General features: G+C 41.2%; 19 protein-coding genes. 12 read left to right on the top strand and 7 right to left on the bottom strand.

Annotation, left to right across the window (positions count from 1 at the left end; translation table 11 throughout):
• The first annotated feature begins 2 nt into the window (after positions 1–2).
• Positions 3–1,988 (top strand): MacB family efflux pump subunit, encoded by a 1,986-nt coding sequence (locus PVV64_RS00855; protein WP_273759198.1) that lies wholly within the window; start codon positions 3–5, stop codon positions 1,986–1,988.
• 986 nt (positions 1,989–2,974) lie between these two features.
• Here PVV64_RS00855 and PVV64_RS00860 read toward each other — a convergent pair.
• From PVV64_RS00860 to PVV64_RS00880, 5 genes are all read right to left on the bottom strand, one after another.
• Positions 2,975–3,643: a YdcF family protein gene (locus tag PVV64_RS00860; RefSeq protein ID WP_273759199.1), complete on the bottom strand. Its 669-nt coding sequence runs from the start codon at positions 3,641–3,643 to the stop codon at positions 2,975–2,977.
• Between the two features lie 4 nt (positions 3,644–3,647).
• The gene (locus tag PVV64_RS00865; RefSeq protein ID WP_273759200.1) at positions 3,648–4,601 is read right to left on the bottom strand and encodes an ABC transporter permease; all 954 of its coding nucleotides are present in this window, start codon (positions 4,599–4,601) and stop codon (positions 3,648–3,650) included.
• Positions 4,594–5,253 carry a cell division ATP-binding protein FtsE gene (gene ftsE / locus PVV64_RS00870; protein WP_273759201.1) on the bottom strand — a complete coding sequence of 220 codons (660 nt, stop codon included), beginning with the start codon at positions 5,251–5,253 and terminating at the stop codon, positions 4,594–4,596. Before ftsE ends, PVV64_RS00865 begins: the two co-directional genes overlap by 8 nt.
• Before the next feature lie 631 nt (positions 5,254–5,884).
• Positions 5,885–7,843 carry an acetate--CoA ligase gene (gene acs / locus PVV64_RS00875; RefSeq protein ID WP_273759202.1) on the bottom strand — a complete coding sequence of 653 codons (1,959 nt, stop codon included), beginning with the start codon at positions 7,841–7,843 and terminating at the stop codon, positions 5,885–5,887.
• A 664-nt stretch (positions 7,844–8,507) separates the two neighbouring features.
• Positions 8,508–8,822 carry a hypothetical protein gene (locus tag PVV64_RS00880; protein ID WP_273759204.1) on the bottom strand — a complete coding sequence of 105 codons (315 nt, stop codon included), beginning with the start codon at positions 8,820–8,822 and terminating at the stop codon, positions 8,508–8,510.
• A 503-nt stretch (positions 8,823–9,325) separates the two neighbouring features.
• Between PVV64_RS00880 and PVV64_RS00885 the strand changes: the two genes are divergently transcribed.
• Entirely contained in the window at positions 9,326–9,595 is a 270-nt protein-coding gene (locus PVV64_RS00885; RefSeq protein WP_273759206.1) for a hypothetical protein, read from the top strand.
• A gap of 329 nt (positions 9,596–9,924) precedes the next feature.
• Here PVV64_RS00885 and PVV64_RS00895 read toward each other — a convergent pair whose 3' ends face one another.
• Entirely contained in the window at positions 9,925–10,614 is a 690-nt protein-coding gene (locus tag PVV64_RS00895) for a YggS family pyridoxal phosphate-dependent enzyme (protein WP_273759207.1), read from the bottom strand.
• A gap of 162 nt (positions 10,615–10,776) precedes the next feature.
• Between PVV64_RS00895 and leuS the strand changes: the two genes are divergently transcribed.
• Positions 10,777–13,419, top strand: a complete 2,643-nt coding sequence (leuS, locus tag PVV64_RS00900) for a leucine--tRNA ligase (protein ID WP_273759208.1) — start codon at positions 10,777–10,779, stop codon at positions 13,417–13,419.
• On the top strand, positions 13,406–13,999 hold the full coding sequence (gene lptE / locus PVV64_RS00905) for an LPS assembly lipoprotein LptE (RefSeq protein WP_273759209.1): 594 nt from the start codon (positions 13,406–13,408) through the stop codon (positions 13,997–13,999). The genes leuS and lptE overlap by 14 nt, the downstream gene beginning before the upstream one ends.
• Before the next feature lie 517 nt (positions 14,000–14,516).
• Here the strand turns inward: lptE and fsa are convergent.
• A complete protein-coding gene (fsa, locus tag PVV64_RS00910) occupies positions 14,517–15,170 on the bottom strand; it encodes a fructose-6-phosphate aldolase (RefSeq protein WP_273759210.1) in 654 nt (217 codons plus the stop codon).
• A 707-nt stretch (positions 15,171–15,877) separates the two neighbouring features.
• Between fsa and PVV64_RS00915 the strand changes: the two genes are divergently transcribed.
• From PVV64_RS00915 to PVV64_RS00950, 8 genes are all read left to right on the top strand, one after another.
• Positions 15,878–18,094, top strand: coding sequence for a primosomal protein N' (locus tag PVV64_RS00915; RefSeq protein ID WP_273759275.1), 2,217 nt, complete (start codon positions 15,878–15,880; stop codon positions 18,092–18,094).
• Positions 18,095–18,850: 756 nt separating this feature from the next.
• The gene (atpH, locus tag PVV64_RS00920) at positions 18,851–19,435 is read left to right on the top strand and encodes an ATP synthase F1 subunit delta (RefSeq protein WP_273759211.1); all 585 of its coding nucleotides are present in this window, start codon (positions 18,851–18,853) and stop codon (positions 19,433–19,435) included.
• Positions 19,435–20,970 (top strand): F0F1 ATP synthase subunit alpha, encoded by a 1,536-nt coding sequence (atpA, locus tag PVV64_RS00925; protein WP_273759212.1) that lies wholly within the window; start codon positions 19,435–19,437, stop codon positions 20,968–20,970. The genes atpH and atpA overlap by 1 nt, the downstream gene beginning before the upstream one ends.
• Positions 20,971–20,990: 20 nt before the next feature.
• Positions 20,991–21,902, top strand: coding sequence for a F0F1 ATP synthase subunit gamma (locus tag PVV64_RS00930; protein WP_273759213.1), 912 nt, complete (start codon positions 20,991–20,993; stop codon positions 21,900–21,902).
• Positions 21,903–21,921: 19 nt separating this feature from the next.
• Positions 21,922–23,532 carry a F0F1 ATP synthase subunit beta gene (gene atpD, locus PVV64_RS00935; protein WP_273759214.1) on the top strand — a complete coding sequence of 537 codons (1,611 nt, stop codon included), beginning with the start codon at positions 21,922–21,924 and terminating at the stop codon, positions 23,530–23,532.
• 72 nt (positions 23,533–23,604) lie between these two features.
• Positions 23,605–24,021 (top strand): F0F1 ATP synthase subunit epsilon, encoded by a 417-nt coding sequence (locus PVV64_RS00940; protein WP_273759215.1) that lies wholly within the window; start codon positions 23,605–23,607, stop codon positions 24,019–24,021.
• 23 nt (positions 24,022–24,044) lie between these two features.
• Positions 24,045–25,706, top strand: coding sequence for an MFS transporter (locus tag PVV64_RS00945; protein WP_273759276.1), 1,662 nt, complete (start codon positions 24,045–24,047; stop codon positions 25,704–25,706).
• On the top strand, positions 25,703–26,710 hold the full coding sequence (locus PVV64_RS00950) for an HlyD family secretion protein (RefSeq protein WP_273759216.1): 1,008 nt from the start codon (positions 25,703–25,705) through the stop codon (positions 26,708–26,710). Before PVV64_RS00945 ends, PVV64_RS00950 begins: the two co-directional genes overlap by 4 nt.
• The last annotated feature ends 94 nt before the right edge of the window (positions 26,711–26,804 follow it).

Here is a 26,804-nt window from a genome sequence, read left to right on the forward strand (position 1 = left end):
GCATGAAAGCAGAGCAAGCAAAAGCTGTCCTCGTTTTAGAAAATGTTGTGCGCGAGTTTCCCGCTGGTGAAACATTTGTTACTGTTTTGAAAGATATCAATCTTACCATTAAGCGCGGTGAAATGGTGGCGATTGTGGGCGCTTCGGGTTCAGGAAAATCCACTTTGATGAATATTTTGGGCTGTCTTGATCGACCAAGTTCCGGCCGTTATTGGATTTCAGGAAAAGAAACAGCCATCCTTTCTGCTGATGAATTATCCGCTTTGCGGCGCAATCATTTTGGATTTATTTTCCAGCGCTATCATCTGCTGAATGAATTAACGGCACTGGGCAATGTTGAAATTCCAGCTATTTATGCAGGATGTGCATCAAGTTTAAGAAAAAAGCGTGCAGGGGAGCTTTTAACACGCTTAGGCATGGGAGATCGGATCAATCATCGTCCCAATCAACTCTCCGGTGGTCAACAACAACGTGTCTCTATTGCTCGTGCTTTGATGAATAATGCAGAGGTCATTCTTGCCGATGAACCAACCGGTGCATTAGATAAACAGAGTGGTCAAGAAGTGTTGCGTATTTTAGATGAGCTTCATCAAGAAGGGCGCACCATTATCATTGTAACACATGATATGCAGATAGCTGAAAGAGCAGAGCGTATTATCGAACTTAGTGATGGTGAAATTATTGCGGACAATGTGTCAAAGGGCGCAAAAACCAAAATAAATGCTCAACCTCTTCAGGAAAAACAAAATCAAAAAGAGCAAAAAACAATGGGGGTTTTTCGTTCTTTTGCTGAACGGTTTCGTGAGGCATTTGTGATGGCTTTGTTGGCAATGAATGCCCACCGAATGCGGACTTTTTTAACAATGCTCGGGGTAATTATCGGTATTGGCGCGATTATTGCTATGGTGGCTTTGGGAAATGGTACGCGGGAAAAAATTATGGAAAATTTTAAAAGTCTGGGTTCCAATACATTAACTATTTTGCCGGGAAAAAGCCTCTCTGATCCACAGGCAGAGAAAATAACAAGTTTGGTGGAAGCGGATGCAGAAGCTTTATCGCGATTGCCTTATGTTGCTGGCGTAACACCTCAACTTTCAACAAGCTCTATTGTACGTTCTGGTGCCGTTAAAGCCAATGCTGTTATTGCTGGGGTGGGAGAGCAATATTTTCAGACACAAGGACTTAAAGCTGTTCAAGGGAGATTGTTTGATCGGAATAGTGTGCATGAGAGAGCCGTGGATCTGGTGATCGAAAAAGAGGCAGTTGCTGTGCTTTTTCCTCATAGTCGTGAGAGTCCTATTGGAAAAGTCGTTCATGTGGGAAGTGTCCCTGTACGTATTGTTGGGGTGGTCGATCCGCAACATATGGTAGGAGGCATTTCAAGTACGTTGCAGGTTTATTTGCCTTATACAACCGTGCAAACACGTTTACTTGGAACGACACAGGTTCGGGCAATTACGATTAAAATTGCTGATAATGTCGATTCACATTTAGCAGAAAAGATGGTAAAACGTTTCCTTTCTATGCGCCATGGTGGAGAAGATTTCTTCATTAGAAATTCAGAGTTCTTTCGTGAGCGTATCATGGAAAGTACGCATATCTTAACGCTTTTAGTCTCTTCTATTGCCGCTATCTCATTGATTGTGGGTGGTATTGGAGTGATGAATATTATGCTCGTTACTGTTTCAGAGAGGATTAATGAAATTGGAGTGCGTATGGCAGTGGGTGCGCGCCAAAGTGATATTTTGCAGCAATTTCTCATTGAAGCAGTTTTGGTTTGTGTCATTGGAGGTGGTTTGGGAATCCTCTTTGGGCTTTCTGTCGGTGGTTTGTTCTTGCTCTTTAAAGCACCTATCCACTTGGTTTACACAATGGATTCAATTCTCATATCTCTTACTTTTTCAACTCTCATTGGGATATGTTTTGGCTTTTCACCCGCACGACAAGCTTCACGACTCGATCCTGTAGTTGCTCTCTCACGTGATTAAGTTTTAACAATTATTGTGAATATGATTGTAGCGCGTTCGTATGGGAAAGTCATTCAATGGTATGAATGAAGGGTGGAGGCTCTATGGAGTATTCCACTTTAATAAAATAATGAGCATGAGGGAGCAGTCTTTTCTGTTGCTTTTTGATTGCGCGATAAGAAGTGTGCAAAGTCATTGTTACGAGATTCCTATACAAGAAGATAAAGAGAGATAGTGCAGGATGCATTTTTAGTAACAATCTTTATTGCTGATTTCCTTAGGGTAAGAAGCTTTTGTATAAGAGACTTTCTTTTTTTAATGATTTTAGACATCGAACCAGCCCTATAAAACAGTATATGACATATCATTGTAGTTTTTGCATAAAGCGCTTTAAATCCTTTGCGTTATTCTGTTTTTTTGCGTGTCTTGTGGAAAATATACATATCTCGATGATGTTTGTATTTTCATTATTTGGTTGATCATTGGTTTTTACGATTCCGTAGAGGCTTTAGCTTTAGAGAGTTCGTTTTAAAAGAAACATTGAAAAGGAAATAGGTCATTTTATTATCTTGAGAAAGTGCATATCTTTTAAAGATTGTTATAAGATCTTACACAAAATAGTTTAAATGTTATGGGCAATGATAGAGATTCTTCATATACAATTTATAGATTGCATGGGAATGAGAAAAAGTACGAGGATGACTTTGTTGCATATTCTTTTCTGTTAGCACATCAAATTTAAAAAAAGATTTTTTCCTCACATGTAAAAGTGGTTGTAGGTCAAGTTTATGCGGGGATGCATATTATGTTTTAAGCAATGATTTTAAAATTATTCATTTTAAATTTTTATACAAAAATTGGTCTTAAAGAAAATTGACATGTAGGTATTCGTGATGACTTTTGTGAAACAGAAAAGGTTAATGTGTTTATAATCTAAAATGCTTTCTTGAATGTGGTTTATGGTGTGAAGAGCTTGCTTAGAAAATTTAAACAATAGTGCGTAAAGCTTAGAATGCGGTTCTTATGTAAACTTGAATTGTTTTGAGATATTGAAAGGCAAGAATACGGATTTGATTGATCTGTTGTATCATGCTTTCATTACCGCTCTTTTTAACGGGGTAGGCAATAAAATGAACTTCCGGCATGAGATATTTAAGTTCACGCATCGAGCGCCACATGTGGTAATCATGGGTGACAATGTATACCGTTTTATAGTGGTGTTTTTTAATCCAAGCAGCGCTTTCTTCTGCATTGCCTTTGGTATTTGTGGCTTTGTGGCCAATATCAACACAACAAGTAAAGAGTTGGGATGTAATGTGTGTGCTATGCATGAAACTCTTTAGATTGGTGTTTGTGTTGACGCCACTGATCAAAAGCCGCGAACCTCGCCCCTTTTGTAAGAGATTAAGTCCTGTTTCTATGCGTTTTTCTCCCCCTGTAAGAACAATGATGGCATCTGCTTTTAGCAAAGGATTGGGAGGTTGAAGGCGCTCGGTCTTTTCAGAAAAAATAATAAAACCAATACAGAAAAGTAGAATAATGATTAAAAGCAATAATGCTGTTGGTGGAAAATAGCGAAATAAACGGCGCCATGGGTGGGATATGCTACATTTTTTCACAGACTGTTCTGAGGTGTCTTGCGTCAGTGAGTTCGAATTATAGGAGTCGTGAATCATAATATTAAAAGAGGCCGTTTTCGCATTGATCAATTTTTCTAAGTTGTGCCAGGATAGTCATACGGTTTGTCAACATGGTAAGAAAAGAAACAAAAAGAATAAGACCCATGATTTTTCCATAAGGAAGAGAACTCATGGAAAGGTGTCCAAACAAGGCGGTTATTTGGCTGGCTTCTACTCTCCCTAGATTATAGTTTGTCCAAAAGGCAAAAACAGTAAACAGCAATGCGCTTGTGATACCACCATATAATGCACCACGCAGCGCAGTTTTAAAAAAATGCCAATCAAATTGTCGTGCAATGAAAAGCGTTTCAGTGCCAAGAAAATATAACACATTGATAATGTGCGCATTCTCTGCCAATGCATTGCGTGTGGCAAAGATAACTGTGAGTATGAGTGAGCCTAAAACCAATATTAAAATCGCAAAACCAATGAAAATAGTGGTGCGTGCCATGGTGGCAAAACGACTGACCCAAACACGGTGATCATCAAACTGACCTCCTGGAATTTGTGTTTTGATTGCCTGACTGATGGCACGAAAATCAATTTCTTCATTCTCTTTCAAGGTTACGATGATAAGGCGGGGCAGGGGCAATTCATTGATGCTTAAATTCGTTCCAAGCCACGGTTCAAGCAATTTTTCAGTAGCTGTTTGGTCAACAATTTTGGCATCTTCTACACCAGAAAATGTTTTGGCCAATTTAACCGCATTTTGCAGATTTTTTTCGATATCAATATTTTCAATGCGACGTATTTGAATGGTTGCTTCATAACTGATTTGATTACTCCAACTGTTCGCTGCACGCTGGACTAAATCAACGCCGATTAAGGTGAGGCTTGAGAGAAATGTCATAATGGCAATCACTGCAACCAATGCTTGTCCAGAAATATTGCTATTGGGAATAATCGCCGTGGTGTTGTTGGGACTGCTTGTAAAAATAGGGAAAGACTTATTCATGAATTGTCATCCGTCCATTATGGAGAAGCATACGTCGTGCTGCAACTTGTTCCATCAGGGCAATATCATGGGTGGCAATGACGACAGCTGTGCCAAAACGGTTTAATTCAATAAACAAGCGTAGCAGACGTTTTGCTAAAGGTGGGTCAACATTGCCTGTCGGTTCATCAGCAAGCAAAATTTCAGGTTGATCAATGAGTGCGCGTGCAATGGCTACTCTTTGTTTTTCTCCGCCAGAAAGAACGGGTGGTAAAACATGAATATGATCTCCAAGACCTACCCAACAGAGAAGATCTTCGACTTCACTGCGATAAGTTGCTTCTTCTTGTCCTTTAATGCGTAAGGGTAAAGAGACGTTTTCATAAGTGGTCATGTGATCAAGAAGACGAAAATCTTGAAAGACAACACCAATACGTCTGCGTAATGCAGGAAGCTCTTGTCGTTTGAGTAATGCTGTATCATTGCCAAATAAGTCAATGTGACCACGCGTTGGTTTAAGCGCCAAAAACATCAGACGCATTAACGATGTTTTTCCTGCTCCAGAAGCACCAGTGAGAAATTGAAATGAGCCAGCAGGAATATGAAAACTAATATCACGAAGAACCTCTGGGCCCATGCCATAGCGTAGGCCAACATTTTCAAAATGAATCACTTTTCGCTACCACTTCTGCTGTTATATTGTATGACTCTTAGCACTTTTACTCCCATTGTTTTAGGCTGTTGTTTGAGATTATACTCTACACCCTCCAATATTTCTCCTCTGTTTTTAAGAAATATTGCTGAAGATCATTCATTATATATCTCCTTAATTTTATCTTTATTTATGATTTTAGCAAGAATTCCAAGGTGTTTCTAGCAGAAACATAACAACCGCTATTTCTGTTTTTTTGAGATTTAGTATTGAGCTTACTTGGTTGGCGGTTGGTAAGATGTTTTGTATCGCTTGCTTTAGATTGTGTTAAAACTCGCTATGGGCATTTTTTATCTTTGCTTGTTTTTCTTTCTTACCCAAAATACCTTGATTTATAAGGGTAATTTATTCTTCTTCAATTTTAAAAAAGCTTTGAAGCGAGTATATGTATTGCCAGCTTTTTTATCATGAGTATAAACTCTTCTATTTGTAGTTTTATGGCGATGTGTTTGGGAAATGCTTATTCATCAATTCTCTTAAATAAAAAGGGTATCCGTAATATTTTGCGTTGGCAAAGAGAATAGTTGTACGAGCTGAGATCTTTCATGAGGGCTTTAGCAGAAAGGCTAAAGCCCACCGGTGATATTATGCGTTAAGCGATCATTTCTTTATTTTGGCGATTGGCAATAAGATCATCAACGACTTGTGGTTCGGCAAGGGTTGAAGTATCTCCTAGATTATCAAAATTATTTTCAGCAATTTTACGTAAAATACGTCGCATAATTTTTCCTGATCGCGTTTTGGGAAGTTGGGGCGCAAATTGTACTTTATCCAATATGGCAATGGAGCCTATTTCCTTTCTGACATGCTTTATAAGCTCGTTGTGCAACTCTTCACTTGGGGATGTTCCTTCCATGAGGGTGACAAAACTATAAATTCCTTGCCCCTTAATGGCATGAGGGTAACCAACAACAGCGGCTTCCGAAACAGCAGGATGAGAAACAAGCGCTGATTCAATTTCAGCTGTTCCTAGTCTGTGTCCGGAAACATTGAGAATGTCATCAACCCGTCCTGTAATCCAGTAATAGCCATCGCTATCGCGTCTACAACCGTCGCCTGTAAAATATTTTCCTTTATAGGTAGAAAAATAGGTTTCAATAAAGCGCTCATGGTCATGATAGAGGGTACGCATTTGTCCTGGCCATGAGTCAATAATGCAAAGATACCCTTCTGCTTCACCTTCCAAAATATTTCCTTGCTCGTCGATGATTTGCAGTTGTACTCCAAAAAAAGGACGTGTGGCGGAGCCTGCTTTAAGCGGTGTTGCACCGGGTAGGGGGGTGATCATATGCCCTCCTGTTTCTGTTTGCCACCATGTATCAAGAATAGGGCAGTGATTGTTGCCAACCGTATGATAAAACCATTCCCATGCCTCTGGATTAATTGGTTCGCCTACGGTGCCTAACAGACGCAAGGATGTTCTTTTCGAGCGTTCAACAAATGAATTGCCAGCCCCCATTAAAGCACGAATAGCCGTTGGTGCGGTGTAGAATGTATTGACTTGGTGTTTATCAACGATTTCCCAGAATCTGCCTTTGTCAGGAAAGGTTGGTGTGCCTTCAAACATTAAAGTGGTGGCACCGTTGCATAAGGGACCATAAACTAAGTAAGAATGACCGGTAATCCAACCAATATCAGCAGTGCACCAGTAAATTTCACCCAGATGATAATCAAAAACATATTTATGGGTCATCGCGGCATAAACAAGATAACCTGCTGTTGTATGCAAAACACCTTTCGGTTTGCCTGTAGAGCCAGAGGTGTAAAGTATAAAAAGGGGATCCTCAGCATTCATTTGTTCTACGGGGCAGTCTGTTTTTGCATGGGGTATTTCCTCATGGTACCAAAAATCTCGTTCCTCTACCCAATCAATTAGGCCGCAGGTACGTCGTATGACCATGACTTGGTTTACATGCACATTTTGCTGGGCGGCAATCTCAATGGCATGGTCCACATTGTCTTTTAAATGAATCCGTTTGCCACCACGCAAGCCGTGGTCAGCGGTGATGATGAAGGTCGATTCACAGTCAACAATGCGTCCAGCTATGGCCTCAGGAGAAAAGCCAGCAAAAATCACCGAATGAATAGCACCAATGCGAGCGCAAGCAAGCATGGCATAGGCCGCTTCGGGAATCATAGTTAAGTAAATGGTGACTTTGTCCCCTTTTTTGACGCCGTGCTTCTTTAAAATATTGGCAAAACGGCAAACATGTTCATAAAGCTCGTGATAGGTGATTTTTTTATCATGATAAGGATTATCTCCTTCCCAAATGAGGGCAATTTTATCACTATGGGTTTTCAGGTGACGATCAATGCAATTATAGGCAACATTTGTTATGCCATCTTCGTACCACTGAATCGATACATCATTATGAAAAGACGTATTTTTTACTTTTGTAAAAGGTTTAAACCATTCAATACATTGACCATGTTTTGCCCAGAAGCTTTCTGGATTATTGATGCTTTCTTGATACCACTGTTGATAGGTTTCCTCGTTGATGAGAGCAGTTTTTTTAATATCCTCTGGTATTGGATAGATTTTTTCAGACATTAGTTCCCTCTTTTCATATTGTTGGGAAAAATCAGCCCACTGTATTTTTTAGGCAAAACTTCCCCGTAAGCTTTTCATTTTCAGATTAGATTAAATGACAAAAATTGGAATAGTCAATTTTTAAAATCTGAAATGATAATATTGAAGAGAGTATCTTATGCTGCTTTTAGGTGCGCAAATGTGGCAGAGCATCTTATAGAACTTTTTATAAGCGCATAAAAAAGGAGAGCTTTTAAAAAGGTAGATGAAGGCGCTTTATCGCTTTGAATGTTTTTTATTTTTATTCTCTTGTTTTGAAAAGAAGTATTGTTACGATATTCATATAATCCAAAATATCTACGCAAAAAATCAGAGATAAAAATAGAATTCCTACCAATAATCTTGTTTTATAGATAGTTTCCAACTAAAATTGCCGAATATTTTAATAAAAGTAGCGTATATAGTGTTCCATAAAATGAGAATGCAAAGTAGTCTTATGATTTCATGAACAATATTCATTATAATAAAATCCTGATTATAAGATATGAACAATAATATGTATCTCTGAAAATTATGTTATTCATAGATATAGATAATTAATTTTAGTATGTTTTTTCGAATATATTTACAAAATATTCACTTCAGAGATACCTTTGTGCTATTCTCTATAAATTAGAACCAACACTCACGAGCTTTTTGGAAGAACCCCACCAAAACCTCTGAAGAAACCAGTCGTGGCGCCCAGAAGGCCACCCATAAGTGCGTCTGGACCAGTTATAGCACCCATTGCTGCTCCGGTCCCTGATCCTGCAATTGCAAAGTCAAAACTCTGTGCATTCATATGAGATATAAAATTGAGATATAAAATCATTAAAGCTACAAGCACTTTCATAAACAGGTGTTGAATCATGTATCGTATAAACGAAGCTTGAAAAATTTCTCCTATTACTCCACCTTGAGTTATCTCTATTAAAAAGAGTGTTAAAATGATACACAGCAAATTGCTATCATGCGTTTTAGAGAAGTTTCAAACATAATTTTTAAAAAATAAAAACTTTATAAATAATGTATAAATTATTTACATGTGAAATAATATTATAATATATTTCTTATCTTATTTTAAATAAAAAGAAATAATGACCTGATTTTTCTTAAATTAGTTTAAAATTACAAGAATTTTTCATATGAAAAATTGGTGTTTTTTTCTTGATTTACGAGAATAACAAGGAAATATATTTATACTGTTTTTGAACTCAGTTGTGTTGCTAGTGTTATGCGTTTGCTTGGTGAATTTTTGTTTTTAGTCGATGGCTGTGCTCATCTCACCTTTTTGGTACGCAAAAAGCCTCTCTGGTATTTATGATTGCTCCCATGTTCGCTAGCATGGCTTTTAGTGTTCTCTTGGGTATTTGAGGTGTTTATTGAATCAAGCAGCTTGTATTGAAAGTGTAGGCGCTGATTGATGTTGTAATTTTCTCCTCGTCTGCTTTACGCACTTGTTACGTGAGGCAATGGTTCACATCTCTTGGAGAAGTTGAGAGAATTCGTGGTTTTAACGAGAATTACCGTGATATCCGTGCTGAATGTTTTGTGTCATACAGGCGTGATGAATATTACTCATACAAACAAGTGCTTAGAAACGTTGCGCATTCTTTTTGTTATGGCTCTCTTTTCTCTTCGTGTGCATTTTACCTTTCTTATTTTGCCTTAGTTGGGTTGTTGTTTATAGTTGTTTTGGGGAGTGGTGATGAGAGAGGTCGTTTGGCAAAATAGAGTCAATGCGCGATATCAGAGCCAAATTGTAGAATTGTTGTGACGACATTCTATGTGTTGGGGATATGTTGGAAAACAGATCATGGGAGAAGTTTTGGAGGATCGGCTTTTTTGCTCATTTTGCTCACAGAGAGAAAGAAAGACTAGAGTTTTTCTCGATAGGAGGTATGGCCATCAGAGCAATGATATCAAGTTCATAGTGATTTTTACACTGGGCAATAAAAGGGATTACTTCTTACGGGGTAATGCCATTTTTTTGCGGCTCTAAGCCAATATTGGCTTGAGCATATGATTTTCAATGGAAATGAATTTATGGAGAGGAAATTGCTTTATACAGGGCGTTTGCCAAATAAAGCAGAGCCAATGCGCAGAATATTTGAGCCAAATTGCAGGGCTGTTTTAAAGTCATTAGACATGCCCATGGAAAGCTTTGGGATTCCTGCTTGTTTTGCGAGTTTTGCTAAGAGGGCGAAATAGGGACCGGGATTCTCCTCGACAGGAGGTATGGCCATGAGACCAATAATATCAAGTCCATAGTGATTTTTACACTGGGCAACAAAAGAGACTACTTCTTGGGGAGCGATACCACTTTTTTGCGACTCTAAGCCAATATTGACTTGAACATAGCAGGGGAGATGTTTTTGTTGTTTTTGCATTTCTTCTGCTAAGCTTTTGGCTATTTTTTCGCGATCAACGGTTTGAATAACATCAAAAATTTTGACAGCTTGTGCTGTTTTGTTCGATTGTAAAGGACCGATAAGGTGAAGTTCAATATTTCTAAACTGTTGACGCAAGATGGACCATTTTTCAGCAGCTTCTTGCACACGGTTTTCTGCAAAGAGCGTTTGACCTGCATGTAAAAGAGGGCGTATATTCTCTATAGGAACAGTTTTTGAAACAGCAAGAAGTTGAACCTCTTCTGGGGAGCGATGATATTCTTTACATGTTTCAGTAATATCCTTTTGTAAATTTTTCCATGCTTCAAGAGAAGGATCAGGGGGGGTGATGTGTGTGCTCATCTTTGTATACTTTCTATTTTTGTTGAGTGATTGCCTTATTATTTGTAAGAGCTTTTAAAAATACTTCGTGAAATATTGTCTGAAAATGTTGACGAAGGGATTAATCCATGGTCAAGCATAAAACAAGTTTTTAAGTTCAATTTTATAAAGAGTATCATAGAAATGACGATTGAACGTTATAATTTAGGTGAACGCTATAATCCACGTGCCTGCGAACAAAGGTGGCAAGAAATTTGGGATGAAAAGAAAATTTTTCAGACTGTGGGGGAAGATCGCCGTGAAAAATATTATGTTTTAGAGATGTTTCCTTACCCTTCTGGGCGCATTCACATGGGGCATGTGCGCAATTATGCCATGGGAGATGTTGTCGCGCGTTATAAACGCGCAAAGGGATTTAATGTGCTTCATCCTATGGGGTGGGACGCTTTTGGTATGCCGGCTGAAAATGCTGCTATGCAAAATAAAGTGCATCCCAAAACTTGGACCTATCAGAATATTGCCGTGATGCGTGGGCAATTAAAGCAGTTAGGGCTCTCACTAGATTGGGCGCGCGAATTTGCGACTTGTGATGTGGATTATTACCACCGCCAACAAATGTTGTTTCTTGATTTTTATCAAAAGGGTTTGGTGGCGCGCAAAGTGGCTAAGGTCAATTGGGACCCCGTTGACCAGACGGTCTTGGCAAATGAACAGGTTGTTGATGGACGGGGCTGGCGTTCGGGGGCATTAGTTGAACAGCGAGAACTGACGCAGTGGTTTTTCAAAATTAGTGATTTTAGTGAAGAGTTATTGGCAGGGCTTGAAGAGTTGGAACAGTGGCCCGAAAAAGTTCGCACTATGCAAAAAAACTGGATCGGTAAGTCACAAGGTTTGTTGATTCGTTGGGCTTTGCAGCCAACAGAGGAAGCCGATGAGGGTTGTCCGTCCTTTAATGAAGTGGTCTGTTATTCAACACGGCCTGATACGTTGTTTGGTGCTGCTTTTTTGGCATTGTCTTTCGATCATCCTATTGCCCAAGCTCTCGCGCAAAAAGACAAAGCATTGAGCGCTTTTATTGACAATTGTCGGAGTGGTGGAACAACAACTGCTGCGCTTGAAACTGCTGAAAAACAAGGATTTCGTACATCGCTTTTGGCTGTTCATCCCTTTGATGAAACGGTGCATATTCCTGTTTATATCGCCAATTTTGTGCTGATGGATTATGGAACGGGAGCTGTTTTTGGCTGTCCTGCCCATGATCAGAGAGATTTGGATTTTGCGCGTAAATATGAGCTTCCTGTGCGTCCTGTGGTGTTGCCTTTAGGGGTTGAGAGCGAAGATTTTGTCATTACGGACACGGCTTATATTGGTGATGGGGTGATGATCAATTCCAGCTTTTTGGATGGTTTAACACCTCAAGAAGCTTTTGAAGAAGCAGCCAAAAGGCTTGAGGGGCAAATGCTGTATGGGCAGCCTCAGGGGGAAAAAACAGTGCAATTTCGGTTGCGTGATTGGGGCATTTCACGTCAACGTTATTGGGGATGTCCGATTCCTATGATCCATTGTACATCTTGCGGGGTGGTTCCTGTGCCGCGTGCCGATTTGCCCGTTGTGTTGCCTGATGATGTAACGTTTGAGCAGCCGGGTAATCCTCTTGTGCGCCATGAAAGGTGGCAAGCTGTTGCTTGTCCTGTTTGCGGAAAGCCTGCCAAACGCGAAACCGATACCATGGATACATTTGTCGATTCTTCTTGGTATTATGCACGTTTTACTGCTCCTTTTGCACAAGAGCCTGTCGATAGCCAAGCGATAAGAGAATGGTTGCCTGTGCAACAATATATTGGTGGAATTGAACATGCCATTCTCCATCTTCTCTACGCACGTTTTTTTATGCGCGCCATGAAATTAATGGGGTATGTGAGCGTGGATGAGCCTTTTAAAGGGCTTTTTACGCAAGGTATGGTGGTGCATGAAACCTATCGGGATGAGAAGGGCTGGGTTTCACCAGAAGAGATTTCGATTGTTGAAAAGGATGGAAAGCGGCGTGCTTATAAATTAACCGATCAGAGTGAAGTGACGATTGGTTTGATTGAAAAAATGTCCAAATCAAAAAAGAATGTCGTTGATCCTGATGATATTATTGCATCTTATGGAGCCGATACCGTGCGCTGGTTTGTGTTGTCTGATTCCCCTCCTGAGCGGGATGTCATTTGGACAGAATCGGGGGTTGAAGGCGCACATCGTTTTGTACAACGCGTTTGGCGCCATGTGGCTTTAAGTGCTCCAGTGTTAAGGAATGTGGCGCCCTGGGCTGGGCAGCAGGGTGCGGCTTTGCAACTCTCAAAGACAGCACATCGAACGCTCCACGCTGTGGAAGATGATTTGGAAAAATTTGCCTTTAATCGAGCTATTGCGCGTCTTTATGAACTCTTGAATATTATGGCACCTTTATTAAATAAAGTGGAAAGTGTTGAGGATGAAATGAAGGCTGCTTTGCGCCAAGGGGTGGATTTTTTCCTTGCCATGATTGCACCTATCATGCCTCATTTAGCAGAAGAGTGCCATGCTGCTTTAGGGGAGAAAACTTTAATGTCTGAGCTTGCTTGGCCGGCTTATGATCCCACCTTAATCATTGAGGACTGCTATAGTCTGCCGGTACAGATTAATGGCAAAAAACGTGGTGAGGTGAGGGTGGCAGCAACTGCTACGCCAGAAATGATTGAAGAAGCTGTTTTGGCTCTTGATTTTGTAAAGGCGCATTTGGGTGAAAAGTCAGTGAAAAAAATGATTATTGTTCCACAAAGGATTGTCAATGTCGTTCTCTAAAAGTGTTATTTTTGTAAGCTTAGCGGGTTTCTTAACTCTTTTGTATGGGTGCAAAGTTGAGCCGCTTTATCGCCAAGTCGCGCAGATTTCGACAAAAATAGGTTCTGTGGATTCTGTTTTTGATGATGATTCATCTCCAAAACAAAAATCTTTGAGTCTTTCCGAAAAACTCGCCTCTGTTGTTGTTGCAGAACCGTCAGATCGCTTTGGACAGATGGTTCGCAATCATTTGTTGTTTCTTCTTTATGGAAATGGGCGCAAACCTTCTACTCCCACTTATCAATTGGTCTTGAAAACATCGATGTTTACAAGAAAATCTGTACAGATAGAAGTTGATCGCGATAGAAAAAGAGAGGGGCGACCTTCCGTTGGAACTGTGGTGGGAAAAGTTTCTTATGTTTTGCAAGATATGAAAAATGTTCTCCTTGCTGAAAGTACGGTAAGCATGAGTGCCTCTTTTGAACGGTTGCGCCAAGAATATGCAACAATACAAGCAGAAGAAAATGCTAGGAAGCGCGTGGCTGAAGAATTAGCTGAAGAGATTATGCTGTTGCTTTCAAAAGATCTTTCAATTCATTAAGTGGTATTTTCTCCGTTTTTCCAGTTTTTAGGAAAGATCTGTAATCCTTGACCGGTAGGGGATTTTTACCAATGCCTTTAAAATGGCTGCTGGGATATTGATGATTACAACGGCATTTTAAGTGCATGGGGGCACGCTGTGCATCTTTTGAGGCGCCATGCCAAGAATATACAACACTCTAAGCAGAAGAAAATGCGTGGCAGGCGTGTGGTTGAGCTGCGAGTTGATACCATCCTGCTCTTTGCAAGCGTCTAATGTTGCTAAAGCCCTTGGCATTTGAGACGGTTCAAAAGAGGTATTTTTATGCTTTTTTGCAGTGTTTTTCTCTACACAACAATTTCGCTTATGATGGGCAAATAATATGTTATTATTTCCATCTAAATAGATTTGCAATGAGAAAATCCTATGATATTCAGATCTTTTATTCAACATGAAAAAATAATTATGATTTATAAATCAATGTGTTGTATGAAATTGCGAAATAGATTTTTGTGTTGGTTTGAGATCTTGCAAAAGATTAAGCGATATTTTGTCCAGTTTTTTTCCAGTCTTCAAGAAAGATTTGTAACCCTTTATCGGTTAGGGGATGTTTCACAAGCGCTTTTAAAATGGCTGGTGGGACAGTTGCAACATCTGCACCGCTTAATGCGGCTTCTTTAACATGATTAACGGTACGGATTGAAGCAGCCAAAATTTGTGTTTCAAAGTTGTAATTGTCATAAATTGTGCGAATTTCATGAAGCAATTCACTGCCATTACTTGCGCAATCGTCGATTCTACCAATAAATGGTGAAATGAATGTTGCACCTGCTTTGGCAGCTAAAAGAGCTTGATTGGCTGAAAAGCAAAGGGTGAGGTTGGTTTTTAATCCTTGTTTTGTGAGAGCGCTACAGGCTTTTAATCCATCAAACGTTAAGGGAAGCTTGATACAAATATTGTCAGCAATTTTTGCTAAAACAGCAGCTTCTTTCATGATGTCTTCAAATTCTGTTGCGGCAACTTCAGCAGAAACAGGTCCATTGACGAGGCTACAGATTTCTTTTGTTACGTCAAAAATGTTGCGTCCTGATTTTAAGATGAGTGAAGGATTGGTGGTGACACCATCAACAAGGTTTAAATTTTGTAACTCTCGGATTTCTTCAATATTGGCGCTATCCACAAAAAATTTCATATCTCATCTCCTTGGTTGTTCACTCTTGTACGCAAAGCTTCTGATCTTTTATCCTATTTTTGTTATGCGCTATTGTTTATGACAAAAGCAAGAGGGAGGATTGTATTCTTATAGGATAAGCTATGACATAAAGTGAGAAGGGGTAAAATGGATTGTGGAAAAGAGGGGTGATATGTGGGAGCGGATTGGTGTGAGCTCTCTAAGGTATTGTTCCTTAAATGCTTATAGTCATAAAAAGCCATCTTTTAGGAGGGAGGCTGTTGTTTTTTTGGTCTTCCAATAGTGAGAGTGCATGGAAATGTAATTTGTGACACAGCTGTTTTTGATAAAGGCTAAAGAATAAATGAGGTAATGATTTTCTACACTGCAAAGATAAACAGCAAAAATAGGAAAGGCAGGAATACTGGTTGTGTAAAAGAATTCGTATAATCTTGCTATAGAAGATGACGAAATATGTGACAGAGAGGAAAACTATTTTTCTCTTGGTGTTTACCCTGCATTTTATTTGCTAGGGAGGAGATATGACATTTTAAGAGGATGTGCTTTTTATGGTTTCGTTATGAATGCTGTTGTTATCAAAGAATTTGTTGAAGGGGAAGTTGTTGAGGGAGGCGTATGATAAGTTAGGCAAAGAATTATTTGCTAATGGATGTGAGACTCTCAGCGAGACATTGTTTTTATAAAAGGTTTGTATCTTGAGACAAAAGATAAAGTCAAATGGAACAGGGGATGTGAGAAAGATTGTTTCCGTTTTGGTGCCTCTTCCTGTTGCGCAAGCTTATAGTTATGAGGTTCCGCCTTCTATGGCGTGTGAGGTTGGTTCTTTTGTTCGTGTTCCGGTGATGGGACGCCAAGTTTGTGGTGTCGTGGTGGACATGGGAGAACAGACAACACGAGATGGGAAAAATTCTGCATCTTTGGCGGGTAAAAAATTACGCTCTTTGCTTCATGTTTTTGATTGTCCGCCGTTGAGCGGGGAAATGATCGCCTTCTTGCGTTTTGTAAGCCGGTATACGATGACCCCTCTTGGGCTTGTGGTACGATTGGTTTTGGGGGTACCTGCTGCTTTAGAACCACAAGCACCACAGCTCGGTTTGCGGTATTGTGGGGGGGATGTGGAGCGTTTAACATCAGCACGCTTGCGGGTTTTGGAGTTGGCGCGTGATGGTGAGGTTTGGACGCGTTCTGGTCTTGCCCATGCGGCAGGAACTTCTGTTTCTGTTGTTGAAGGTTTAAAATTACTTGGGGTTTTTGAAGAGGTTTTGGTGCCACCACCGGCTCTTATGGCACCGCCCAATCCAGATTTTTGCTCCCCTCAGTTAGAGGGAGCACAGAGTCAAGCAGCGCGTCTTTTGCGGGATGGTGTTTTGTCTTCTCAGTTTCAAGTTTTTCTTCTTGATGGTGTCACCGGATCAGGAAAAACAGAAGTTTATTTTGAAGCGGTTGCCCAAGCACTCACACAGGGCAAGCAGGTTCTCATTTTATTACCAGAAATTGCTTTAACACAACAATTCTTAGATCGTTTTCATGCTCGCTTTGGTGCGGGAGCTGCCGAATGGCATTCCGATTTGGCACCGCGTCGTCGTGAACGTGTGTGGCGGCAGGTGGCCGAAGGGCGAATACGAGTTGTGGCTGGAGCACGTTCGGCACTTTTTCTGCCCTTTCATGGGCTTGGCTTGATTGTGGTGGATGAAGAGCATGATGGTGCTTATAAACAAGAAGAGCGTATTTTTTATCATGCGCGTGATATGGCGGTAGCGCGGGGCTCTTTCGAGCATTTTCCTGTGATTTTATCCTCGGCAACACCGTCGATTGAAAGTCAGGTCAATGTTTTGTGGGGACGTTATCAAAAGGTGCATTTGCCATCACGCTTTCAAGAGGCTGCTCTTCCCAAATTGCGGGTGGTTGATATGCGTCAAGGAGGTGTGCAAAGGGGGCGTTTTATTTCTTTTGCTCTTGAGTCAGCTTTAAAACAAACGCTTGAAAAAGGTGAACAGGCGCTGCTTTTTCTCAATCGTCGCGGTTATGCACCTTTAACCTTGTGCCGTGTTTGTGGACATCGGTTTCATTGTCGCGATTGTTCAAGTTGGCTGGTTGAGCACCGCGCCCAAGGGCTGCTTAAGTGTCATCATTGTGGGTTTCATCAACCTCTTCCAGAAGCTTGTCCTGAATGTGGAACCCTAGACCATCTCGTGGCTTGTGGGCCTGGTGTGGAAAGAATTGCTGAGGAAACACGAGAGCTTTTTCCTCAAGCACGGTTGTTGATTCTTTCCACCGATCTTCAGGGTGGGATTGGTCAATTACGACGTGAATTGCAGGCCATTGCTAATGGCGAATTGGACATTATTATTGGAACACAATTGGTTGCCAAGGGGCACCATTTTCCTGGGCTATCGCTGGTTGGGGTTATTGATGCCGATCTTGGTCTTGCAAATGGCGATTTACGTGCGGGTGAGCGTACTTTCCAGCTTTTGTCTCAGGTGACTGGAAGGGCAGGGCGTATGGGACTAGAAAGTCTAGGTCTTTTGCAAACGTATCAGCCTGATCATCCGGTGATAAAAGCTTTGCTTTCGCAAAAAAGTGAGGATTTTTATACCCATGAGATTGCTATGCGTGAGCATTATCATCTTCCACCTTATGGGCGGCTGGCTTCTTTGATTGTTTCTTCAGAAAAACGTCAAATGGCTGAACATTATGCACGGGCATTGCGCCAAACTGCTCCACGGGATAAAAATATTTCAGTCATGGGACCAGCAGAGGCTCCATTGGCTCTCATTCGGGGGCGTTATCGTTTTCGACTTTTGCTCCAAGGACAGCGTTGTTTTGATGTACAAGGCTTTATTCGTGGAATGCTTGCAAATGCACCCAAAATGCCTTCTTTAGTTCGGGTTCAGATTGATATTGATCCACAAAGTTTTCTTTAGAAAAATACAGAGGGTATTGGCTGTAAAGATATTTGGTTTGCCTCTTTGATTGTATTATCTAGAAAAGTATTAAGCTGTAGAACATGATGCATGGGCGCCATGCCAAGTTGCACTACGGGATAAAATCTTGGTTATAGGGAGAAAAGAGGCTCCACTGGCTCTTCTTTAAGGGCGTTATCGTTTTCGACTGTTACTGCTTTTTGGTTTGGGTTTGGACTTATATGGACTGGTATTTTCTCAAAACAATGCGCTCTAGCAGGGGGATTTGTTTTAAGAGTGCGTTTTAAATGAAAAGAGTTGGTGGGATATTTTTAGATAAAGAAGGGAGATTAAAAAAGATTCATTTTTTCCTTATTGTAAGGTGAATATCTGTTATTATTTCTTGCTTATAAGTTTGAAATAAAACATTTTTTCGATAGCGGTAGCGGTAAAAGCGTCCTACTTTTGCTTCACATCGCTTATGATGCAAAAAAGAGACTTGAAAAATTTCTCAGACAATGTCAAAAAGAAACACAGGTAAGCTCTAGTGTAATCTGCCTATTCTGAAAAAATCCTTTTTAAAAATATTTTGAATATTTTCGTTGAAATTTTCAGAAAGCATTAATTTGCAGTGTTGCGAGTCGGTTGTGTCTATGCTAGAAACCAAAAAGTTTTTTATTCTGGGTTTTAAGAAGGGCATTCTTAGAATTTAGAGTGTCTGTTTCATTTCATCTGATAATTATCAGAGAGTCGCTCAAGGAAAAGAGGCGGTATTTCGTGTCGGATTCATTTTCTCTTATACCGCTGCCATTGGTAGATCAACGCTATGCGCAAGCGCTTTTTGATTTCGTGCAGGAAGCAGGAGCCGTGGAAAAGGTCGAAAAGGCAGTCGCATCTTTTTTGCTTGTCTTAGATCAAAATGAAGACTTAAAACGCTTTGTACAAAGCCCATTCTTTTCAGTAAAAGAGCAGCTTAAGGTGATGCATTCTGTTTGTGAGAGCATTAAATTTGCTGATAAGAATACTGGTCAGATCATTGGGAATTTTTTGCATATGATCACAATAAACCGTCGCCTTAGTGCCTTGTCCGGTATTTTACATGCTTTTCAGCGTCGTGTCGCTCTCTCTCGGAGAGAAACTTCAGCGCAGATTATTTCTGCTCGCCCAATAAGTTTTCGTCATGAACAAGAATTGCGCAAGGCTTTGGAAAGGACTGTCGGGGGAAAAGTTTTGCTAAACATCTGTGTTGATCCAACAATTCTTGGTGGATTAATTATTCGTGTCGGGGCGTCTCAAATTGATACGTCTCTTGTAACAAAATTGTCTTCGCTTAAGCTTGCATTGAAAAAAGAGGTCAGCTGATGGATATTAGACCATCTGAAATTTCAAAAATTCTAAAAGAGCAAATCAGAAACTTTGACCAAAAGGCTGAAGTTTCAGAAATTGGTTGGGTTCTCTCTGTGGGGGATGGTATCGCCCGTGTCTATGGTTTGGACAATGTCCAAGCAGGTGAAATGGTTGCTTTTTCAAATGGCGTACGTGGTATGGCTTTGAATCTGGAAATCGATAATGTTGGGGTGGTGATTTTTGGTTCTGATCGCGATATTCGTGAAGGTGATAGTGTTAAGCGGTTAGGCACGATTGTGGATGTTCCTGTAGGACCAGCTCTCTTGGGCCGTGTCGTTGATGCACTGGGAAATCCTATCGATGGAAAGGGACCAATTAAAGCAACAGAGCGTCGTCGTGTGGATGTGAAGGCACCGGGAATTATTCCGCGTCAGTCTGTGCATGAGCCTATGTCGACCGGATTGAAAGCTATTGATGCACTCATTCCTATTGGACGGGGACAGCGTGAATTGGTGATCGGCGATCGTCAGACAGGAAAAACAGCGATTTTGCTCGATACGTTTTTAAATCAGAAACCTTTCCACGAAAAGGATTCTGGGCGCGAGCAGGATAAGGTTTATTGTATTTATGTTGCTATTGGTCAAAAGCGCTCAACAGTAGCACAGTTCGTAAAAATTTTAGAAGAGCGTGGTGCTCTTGAATATTCCATTATCGTTGCGGCAACCGCTTCTGATCCTGCTCCATTGCAATTTATTGCGCCTCTTGCCGGATGTGCGATGGGTGAATATTTCCGCGACAATGGGCAACATGCTTTGATCGGTTATGATGATCTTTCTAAACAAGCGGTGGCTTATCGCCAAATGTCTCTTTTGCTTCGTCGCCCACCAGGTCGTGAAGCTTATCCTGGTGATGTTTTCTATCTTCATTCGCGTCTCTTAGAGCGGGCGGCAAAACTCAATGCAGAAAATGGTTCGGGATCTTTGACCGCTTTGCCAGTCATTGAAACACAGGCAAATGACGTTTCTGCTTATATTCCTACCAATGTGATTTCCATTACCGATGGGCAGATTTTCCTCGAAACCAATTTGTTTTATCAGGGTATTCGTCCTGCTGTGAATGTTGGGCTTTCTGTGTCGCGGGTTGGCTCTGCTGCGCAAATTAAGGCGATGAAGCAAGTGGCGGGTTCGATTAAAGGGGAATTGGCACAATATCGTGAAATGGCTGCTTTTGCACAATTTGGTTCTGATTTGGATGCTTCAACGCAGCGTCTTTTAAATCGTGGTGCACGTTTGACAGAGCTTTTAAAGCAACCGCAATTTTCCCCTTTGAAAACAGAAGAACAAGTCGCTGTCATTTTTGCTGGAGTCAATGGTTATCTTGATCCTCTGGCTGTGTCTGATGTCGCGCGATTTGAACAAGGGCTTTTGACACTTTTGCGTAGTGATCATCAAGATCTCTTAACGGCAATTGCTGAGCAGAAACAGCTCACCGATGAACTGAAGGATAAGTTACTTACTGTTCTTAAGTCTTATGCGAAGAATTTTTCGTGATGAAGTGATGGAATGCTTAAATGGCGTCGTTGAAGGATCTTAGAGACCGTATCGCCTCGGTTAAGGCAACACAGAAGATTACCAAAGCCATGCAGATGGTTGCAGCGGCAAAGTTACATCGTGCACAAGAGGCAGCTCGGTCCGCGCGCCCTTATGCACAGCGGATGGCAGCTATTTTAACCAGTGTTGCTGCTGATGTGGATGGTATTGATGCTCCGCCTCTTATGCGAGGGACTGGTCGGGATGATGTGCATCTTTTGGTGGTTTTTACTGCTGAACGTGGCCTGTGTGGGGCTTTTAATGTGCAGATTGTGCGTCGTGCACGCGAGCAGATTAAAGCTCTGCTTGCTGCTGGTAAAATCGTTAAGATTTTGACCGTGGGAAAAAAAGGCGCAGATATTCTATCGCGTGATTATAAAGCCTTGATGATTGATCATATTGATTTGCATGCTGTGAAGCGAATTGGTTTTACTGAGGCGGCAATGATTAGCCAACGGATTGTTGCGTTATTTAATGAGGGTGTTTTTGATGTCTGTACGCTATTTTATTCGGAATTTGTTTCCGTGATTAATCAGCGTCCAACGGCTTTCCCTTTGATCCCGATGGGTTCTGCTAAAGGAACTATTGAAACAGAAGAGATGGTTGAAAAGGCAGATAAAAGCAAAGATTTACAATCAATTGTTTATGATTATGAACCCGATGCTGCTTCTCTTTTGGAGGCTCTTGTGCCACGCAATCTTTCTGTGCAAATCTTTCGGGCGTTGCTGGAAAATGTCGCTGGTGAAATGGGCGCAAAAATGACTGCTATGGATAATGCATCGCGCAATGCGGGTGAAATGATTAATAAATTGACGGTGGCTTATAATCGTCAACGTCAGGCACAGATTACAACGGAATTGATCGAAATTATTGCGGGCGCTGAAGCGCTTTAAAGTGAAAAGGTAAGGATTGATGGTAAAAGCAGTGACGTCAAGTAAGGAAGCAGCAAAAGTTGAGAAAAAGAAGCCAGCTGCTCGTTCGGGCGTAAAAAAAGCCGCCTCGAAATCTCAAGTGGATGTGAAGGATTCTACTCCGTCCGCGCGGAGCTCTTCTAAAAACACCCCTGTAAAAGAAGAAGGGCGTGCAAAAGGTGCCGTTGGTGAGATCAAACAGGTTATTGGCGCTGTTGTGGATGTGCAGTTTGAAGGTGTGTTGCCCAATATTCTGAATGCATTGGAAACTGATAATTTAGGCAATCGCTTGGTTTTGGAAGTCGCACAGCATTTGGGTGAAAATACTGTACGTACCATTGCTATGGATACCACCGATGGTCTGGTTCGTGGACAAAAGGTTTTTGATACGGGAGCACAGATCAGTGTGCCGGTTGGAGAAGCAACACTTGGTCGTATTATGAATGTGATTGGGGAGCCGGTGGATAATGTGGGACCAATTGCAACAACAAAAATGCGCTCTATTCACCAAGATGCTCCTGAATATGTGGAACAGTCGACCGTCTCAGAAATTCTTGTCACGGGTATTAAGGTTGTTGATTTGTTAGCACCTTATTCTAAAGGTGGTAAGATTGGTTTGTTTGGCGGTGCTGGGGTTGGTAAAACCGTGCTTATTATGGAGCTTATCAACAATATTGCAAAGGCGCATGGTGGCTATTCGGTGTTTGCTGGGGTGGGAGAGCGTACACGTGAGGGAAATGATCTTTATTATGAAATGATCGAAAGCCGTGTGAATGTGAATCCAAAAGAAAATAACGGTTCAACAGAAGGGTCAAAATGTGCGCTCGTTTATGGGCAAATGAATGAACCACCAGGAGCACGTGCACGGGTGGCGCTTTCAGGCTTGACCATTGCAGAAAGCTTCCGTGATGAGGGACAAGATGTTCTTTTCTTCGTGGATAATATTTTCCGTTTTACCCAAGCAGGAGCTGAAGTGTCTGCTCTTTTAGGGCGTATCCCTTCTGCTGTGGGATATCAGCCAACTTTGGCAACGGATATGGGGGCTTTGCAAGAGCGTATTACCAGTACAAAAACAGGCTCTATTACCTCTGTTCAGGCTATTTACGTTCCAGCCGATGACTTGACAGATCCAGCACCCGCAACATCTTTTGCCCATTTGGATGCAACAACGGTTCTTTCCCGTTCCATTGCGGAAAAGGGAATTTATCCAGCCGTGGATCCCCTTGATTCTTTCTCGCGTATGCTTGATCCCTTAATTGTGGGAGAAGAGCATTATACGGTTGCTTGTCAAGTGCAAACCATTTTGCAACGTTATAGAGCACTACAGGATATTATTGCCATTCTTGGAATGGATGAGCTTTCGGAAGATGATAAATTGCTGGTAGGGCGGGCGCGTAAAATTGAACGTTTCCTTTCGCAACCTTTCCATGTGGCAGAAGCTTTTACCGGTTCACCAGGAAAACTCGTGCCTTTAGAAGAAACAATCAAAGGCTTTAAGGGTCTTTGTGCTGGCGATTATGATGATTTGCCAGAAGCAGCTTTTTATATGGTTGGTTCGATTGATGAAGCCATTGAAAAAGGAAAGCGTCTCATTGCAGAGGCTTCTTCATAAGAAGAAATCTGTAGTGAATGCTTGGTGTCAAGAGGACTAAGGGTCCTTGTAGCAAGCCTCGTGGAGATTGTTGTGGAACACAAAAGAGAAGAGCATTTTTTGTTTGAATTGGTATCGCCTGAAAAGATTGTCTTTTCAGAGCAGGCGAGCTCAGTTGTTCTTCCTTCAGCATCAGGTGCTTTGACAGTGATGGCGCATCATGCACCGCTGGTGGCAAGTATTGTGTTGGGAAGTGTTCGTGTCCTGAGTTCTTCAGGAGAGAAGCTGTTTGCTGTTTGTGGAGGCGTTGCTAATATTACCTTTTCAGGTTGTTCTCTTTTGGTGGAGCATGTTGTTGCTGTGGAGCATCTCTCTTTTGAGGCGCTAGAACAGCAGATTTTGCAAGTTCGAGCAACATTAAATGAGGGGACAAATGGTGAAACAAATCATAAGCTTGAAGAGTTTTTTGATCGACTGGCAGCTGTTGGGGCTGGAGTGAGCGAGGCGTAAAGGATTATATGGGAAAAAGCGACATGGGCGGAAAAAAAAGTACGGTTATGTCTGCTAAAAGAGGAGGAAAACCTTTTCCACATCCAGGTCGCGTTTTTGCAGGTCCTTTGCCAAAATGTTTCGTTTATATTTTTGCTTCTTTTATTTTGCAGTGGGCTTATGGTTTGGGAGCAAATGTTGTTCAGTCTAATATTGTTCATCTTACCGGTGATTTCCACGCAACTTTGACCGAAACAACTTGGTTGGTTGCTGCCTATATGGCGCCAAATGTAAGCGTTGCCATCATGTTGATCAAAATTCGCTACCAGTTTGGTCTGCGTGCTTTTGCTGAATTATCAATTCTTGGCTTCGTTTTGGTTTGTGTTTTGCAACTCTTTGTTACGGATTTACGTTCCGCACTGATTATTCGCTTTTTCGCTGGTATTGCTGCTGCGCCTTTGGCTTCACTCGCGCTGCTTTATATGATGGAGGCTTTTGCACCAGCAAAGAAATTTACTATTGGTCTTAGCTTGAATTATATGAATGCTGCTCTTGCTGCACCCTTATCACGTTTGATTTCCCCTGGATTGCTGGAAAGTGGTGGTTTTTCGAGCCTTTCAGCGATGGAAATGGGACTTGTTCTCATTAGTTTGGGTTGTATTTATGCTCTGCCACTAACCCCTGTGGTGCGCAATAAGGTTATTCAGAAATTAGATTGGCTCAGTTATGGTTTGATTGCTCTTGGTCTTGGACTCAATGCAGTGATTATGTCTGTTGGCATATTGTATTGGTGGTATGAAGCTCCATGGATTGGTTGGGCTCTTGCGCTTGCTGTTTTTTCTTTGGTCATTGCCATTATTATTGAACTAAATAGAGAAAAACCGTTGATTGATTTACGCTGGATTTTCAGTAAAGAAATGATACAATCCGTTCTTATTTTATTGGTTTTTCATGTTTTCCTCTTAGAACGATCAACTTTAGCGGTGGGGTTTTTTAATCTGTTTGGTCTATTAAATCGTGAGATGGCACCCATGTATCTTGCGATTATATTGGGTGCTCTACTAGGGGGAGCGGTTTGTGTGTGTTTTTTACGGGTTGGGCGTGAGGATTATTTTTATCTTGTCTCTTTGGGTTGTTTGGCGCTTGGGACTTATTTAGATAGTCATGTGAACCACTTAACGCGTCCACAAGATATGATGTTCAGTCAAGGGTTGGTCAGTTTTAGTTATGCGCTTTTTTTACCTCCTGCGCTTTGTAGGGGATTTGTCATATCCGGTGGGCGAGGACCACGTTATGTTTTGAGTTTTATCGCTGTTTTCCTGCTTACACAAGTGAGCGGTGGATTGATGGGATCGGCTTTTTTTGGTAGTTTGCAATTCTTTTTCGCCCATAAGAACTTTGAGTCTTTGACACAAAATATTGTTGTTACAGATCCTGTTATTGTAGGAGAGGCTAACACCTTATTTTCTCCTTCTTATGGTGCTTTTGTTCCTCATATTTTGGGCGATGAGCAAAGCACATCTGGAGTGATTGAAAAATTGAAGTTAACAGCAAATATTTTGGCTTATGATGATGTTTTTAGGCTTTATTTTTATATTGCTATGGTTGCATTTGCTATTTTTCTTGTCAAAATATTTGTACAGTTATGTTCTGTTCGTGCATTCGAAAGGCAATCTCAGGCAAGTAGAGAAGGATGCAAAAAATGATAAAAGCATTACGCTCAAGAGCAACGCTTGTTGCATTCCTCTCAGGAATTATGGGTATTTTGTTGATTTTATGGGCTTGGAAGCTTCCTCCTTTTGTGAGTACTATTCAAATTACCGATAATGCTTCTATTAAGGGCGATGTTACTCTGGTGAGTTCTCAAATTTCGGGAACTATTGCACGGATTTATGTGCAAGACTATCAACGTGTTGAAAAGGGAATGCTGCTCTTTGAACTTGATGACGCCTTGTTTCGCCAACAACTTGCACGGGCACAGGCTGTTCTCGATTCAAAAAATGCAAAACTTGCAAGCGTTATGTTGCAGGCGCAGATTTTACAGGGAGAAGTTAATGCTGCAGAAGCAGAATTGGCGCGCTCAAAAGCATTTTCCAATGTTCTCCCTGAAAACAAAAAACTAGGCTTTGGAGGTAATACGAGTGATGGTTCTCGTCCTCTTTCACAATTATTGGCAGCGCTTGGAACAAAACGCCAATTGCAAAAACAATTGGATCTTGAACGCCAAAGCTTGCAGTCAGAAGTAGCAAGTGCAAAAGTTGGTGTTGAATTGGCTCAGCTCAATTTGAATCATACCAAGATTCTATCTCCTAAAACGGGCTATATTGGTTTGGTTGGTGCGCGGGTGGGGCAATATGTTTTGCCTGGTGCTCAACTGGTATCGGTTATTTCTGATGATATTTGGATTATTGCGAATTATAAGGAAACGCAACTTTCTCAAATGCGTGTTGGACAACCGGTTATTTTTTCTGTTGATGCTCTCGATAATAAGAAATTGACAGGGCGTGTGGTTCGTTTTGCACCTGCGACAGGTTCAGAGTTTTCTCTGTTAAAAACGGATACGACAATTGGTAATTTCATTAAAATTGCCCAACGTATTTCAGTGCGTATCGCTTTAGATCCTGGACAAGAAGGGGCGGAAAAGCTTATTCCTGGTATGTCTGTTGTCACATATGTCGATACTTCACAACGTGCTGCTTCTGGAGGATAAAATTTTGGGTTTTTTGAGTTTACTTTTAATACCTTTTTCTTATAGCAAGTGGGCATTTACTTTAGAGGATTTTGTTTGGTTTGTTATCATGCAT

The organism is Bartonella sp. ML70XJBT.G, assembly GCF_028618575.1.
GTDB lineage: Bacteria > Pseudomonadota > Alphaproteobacteria > Rhizobiales > Rhizobiaceae > Bartonella.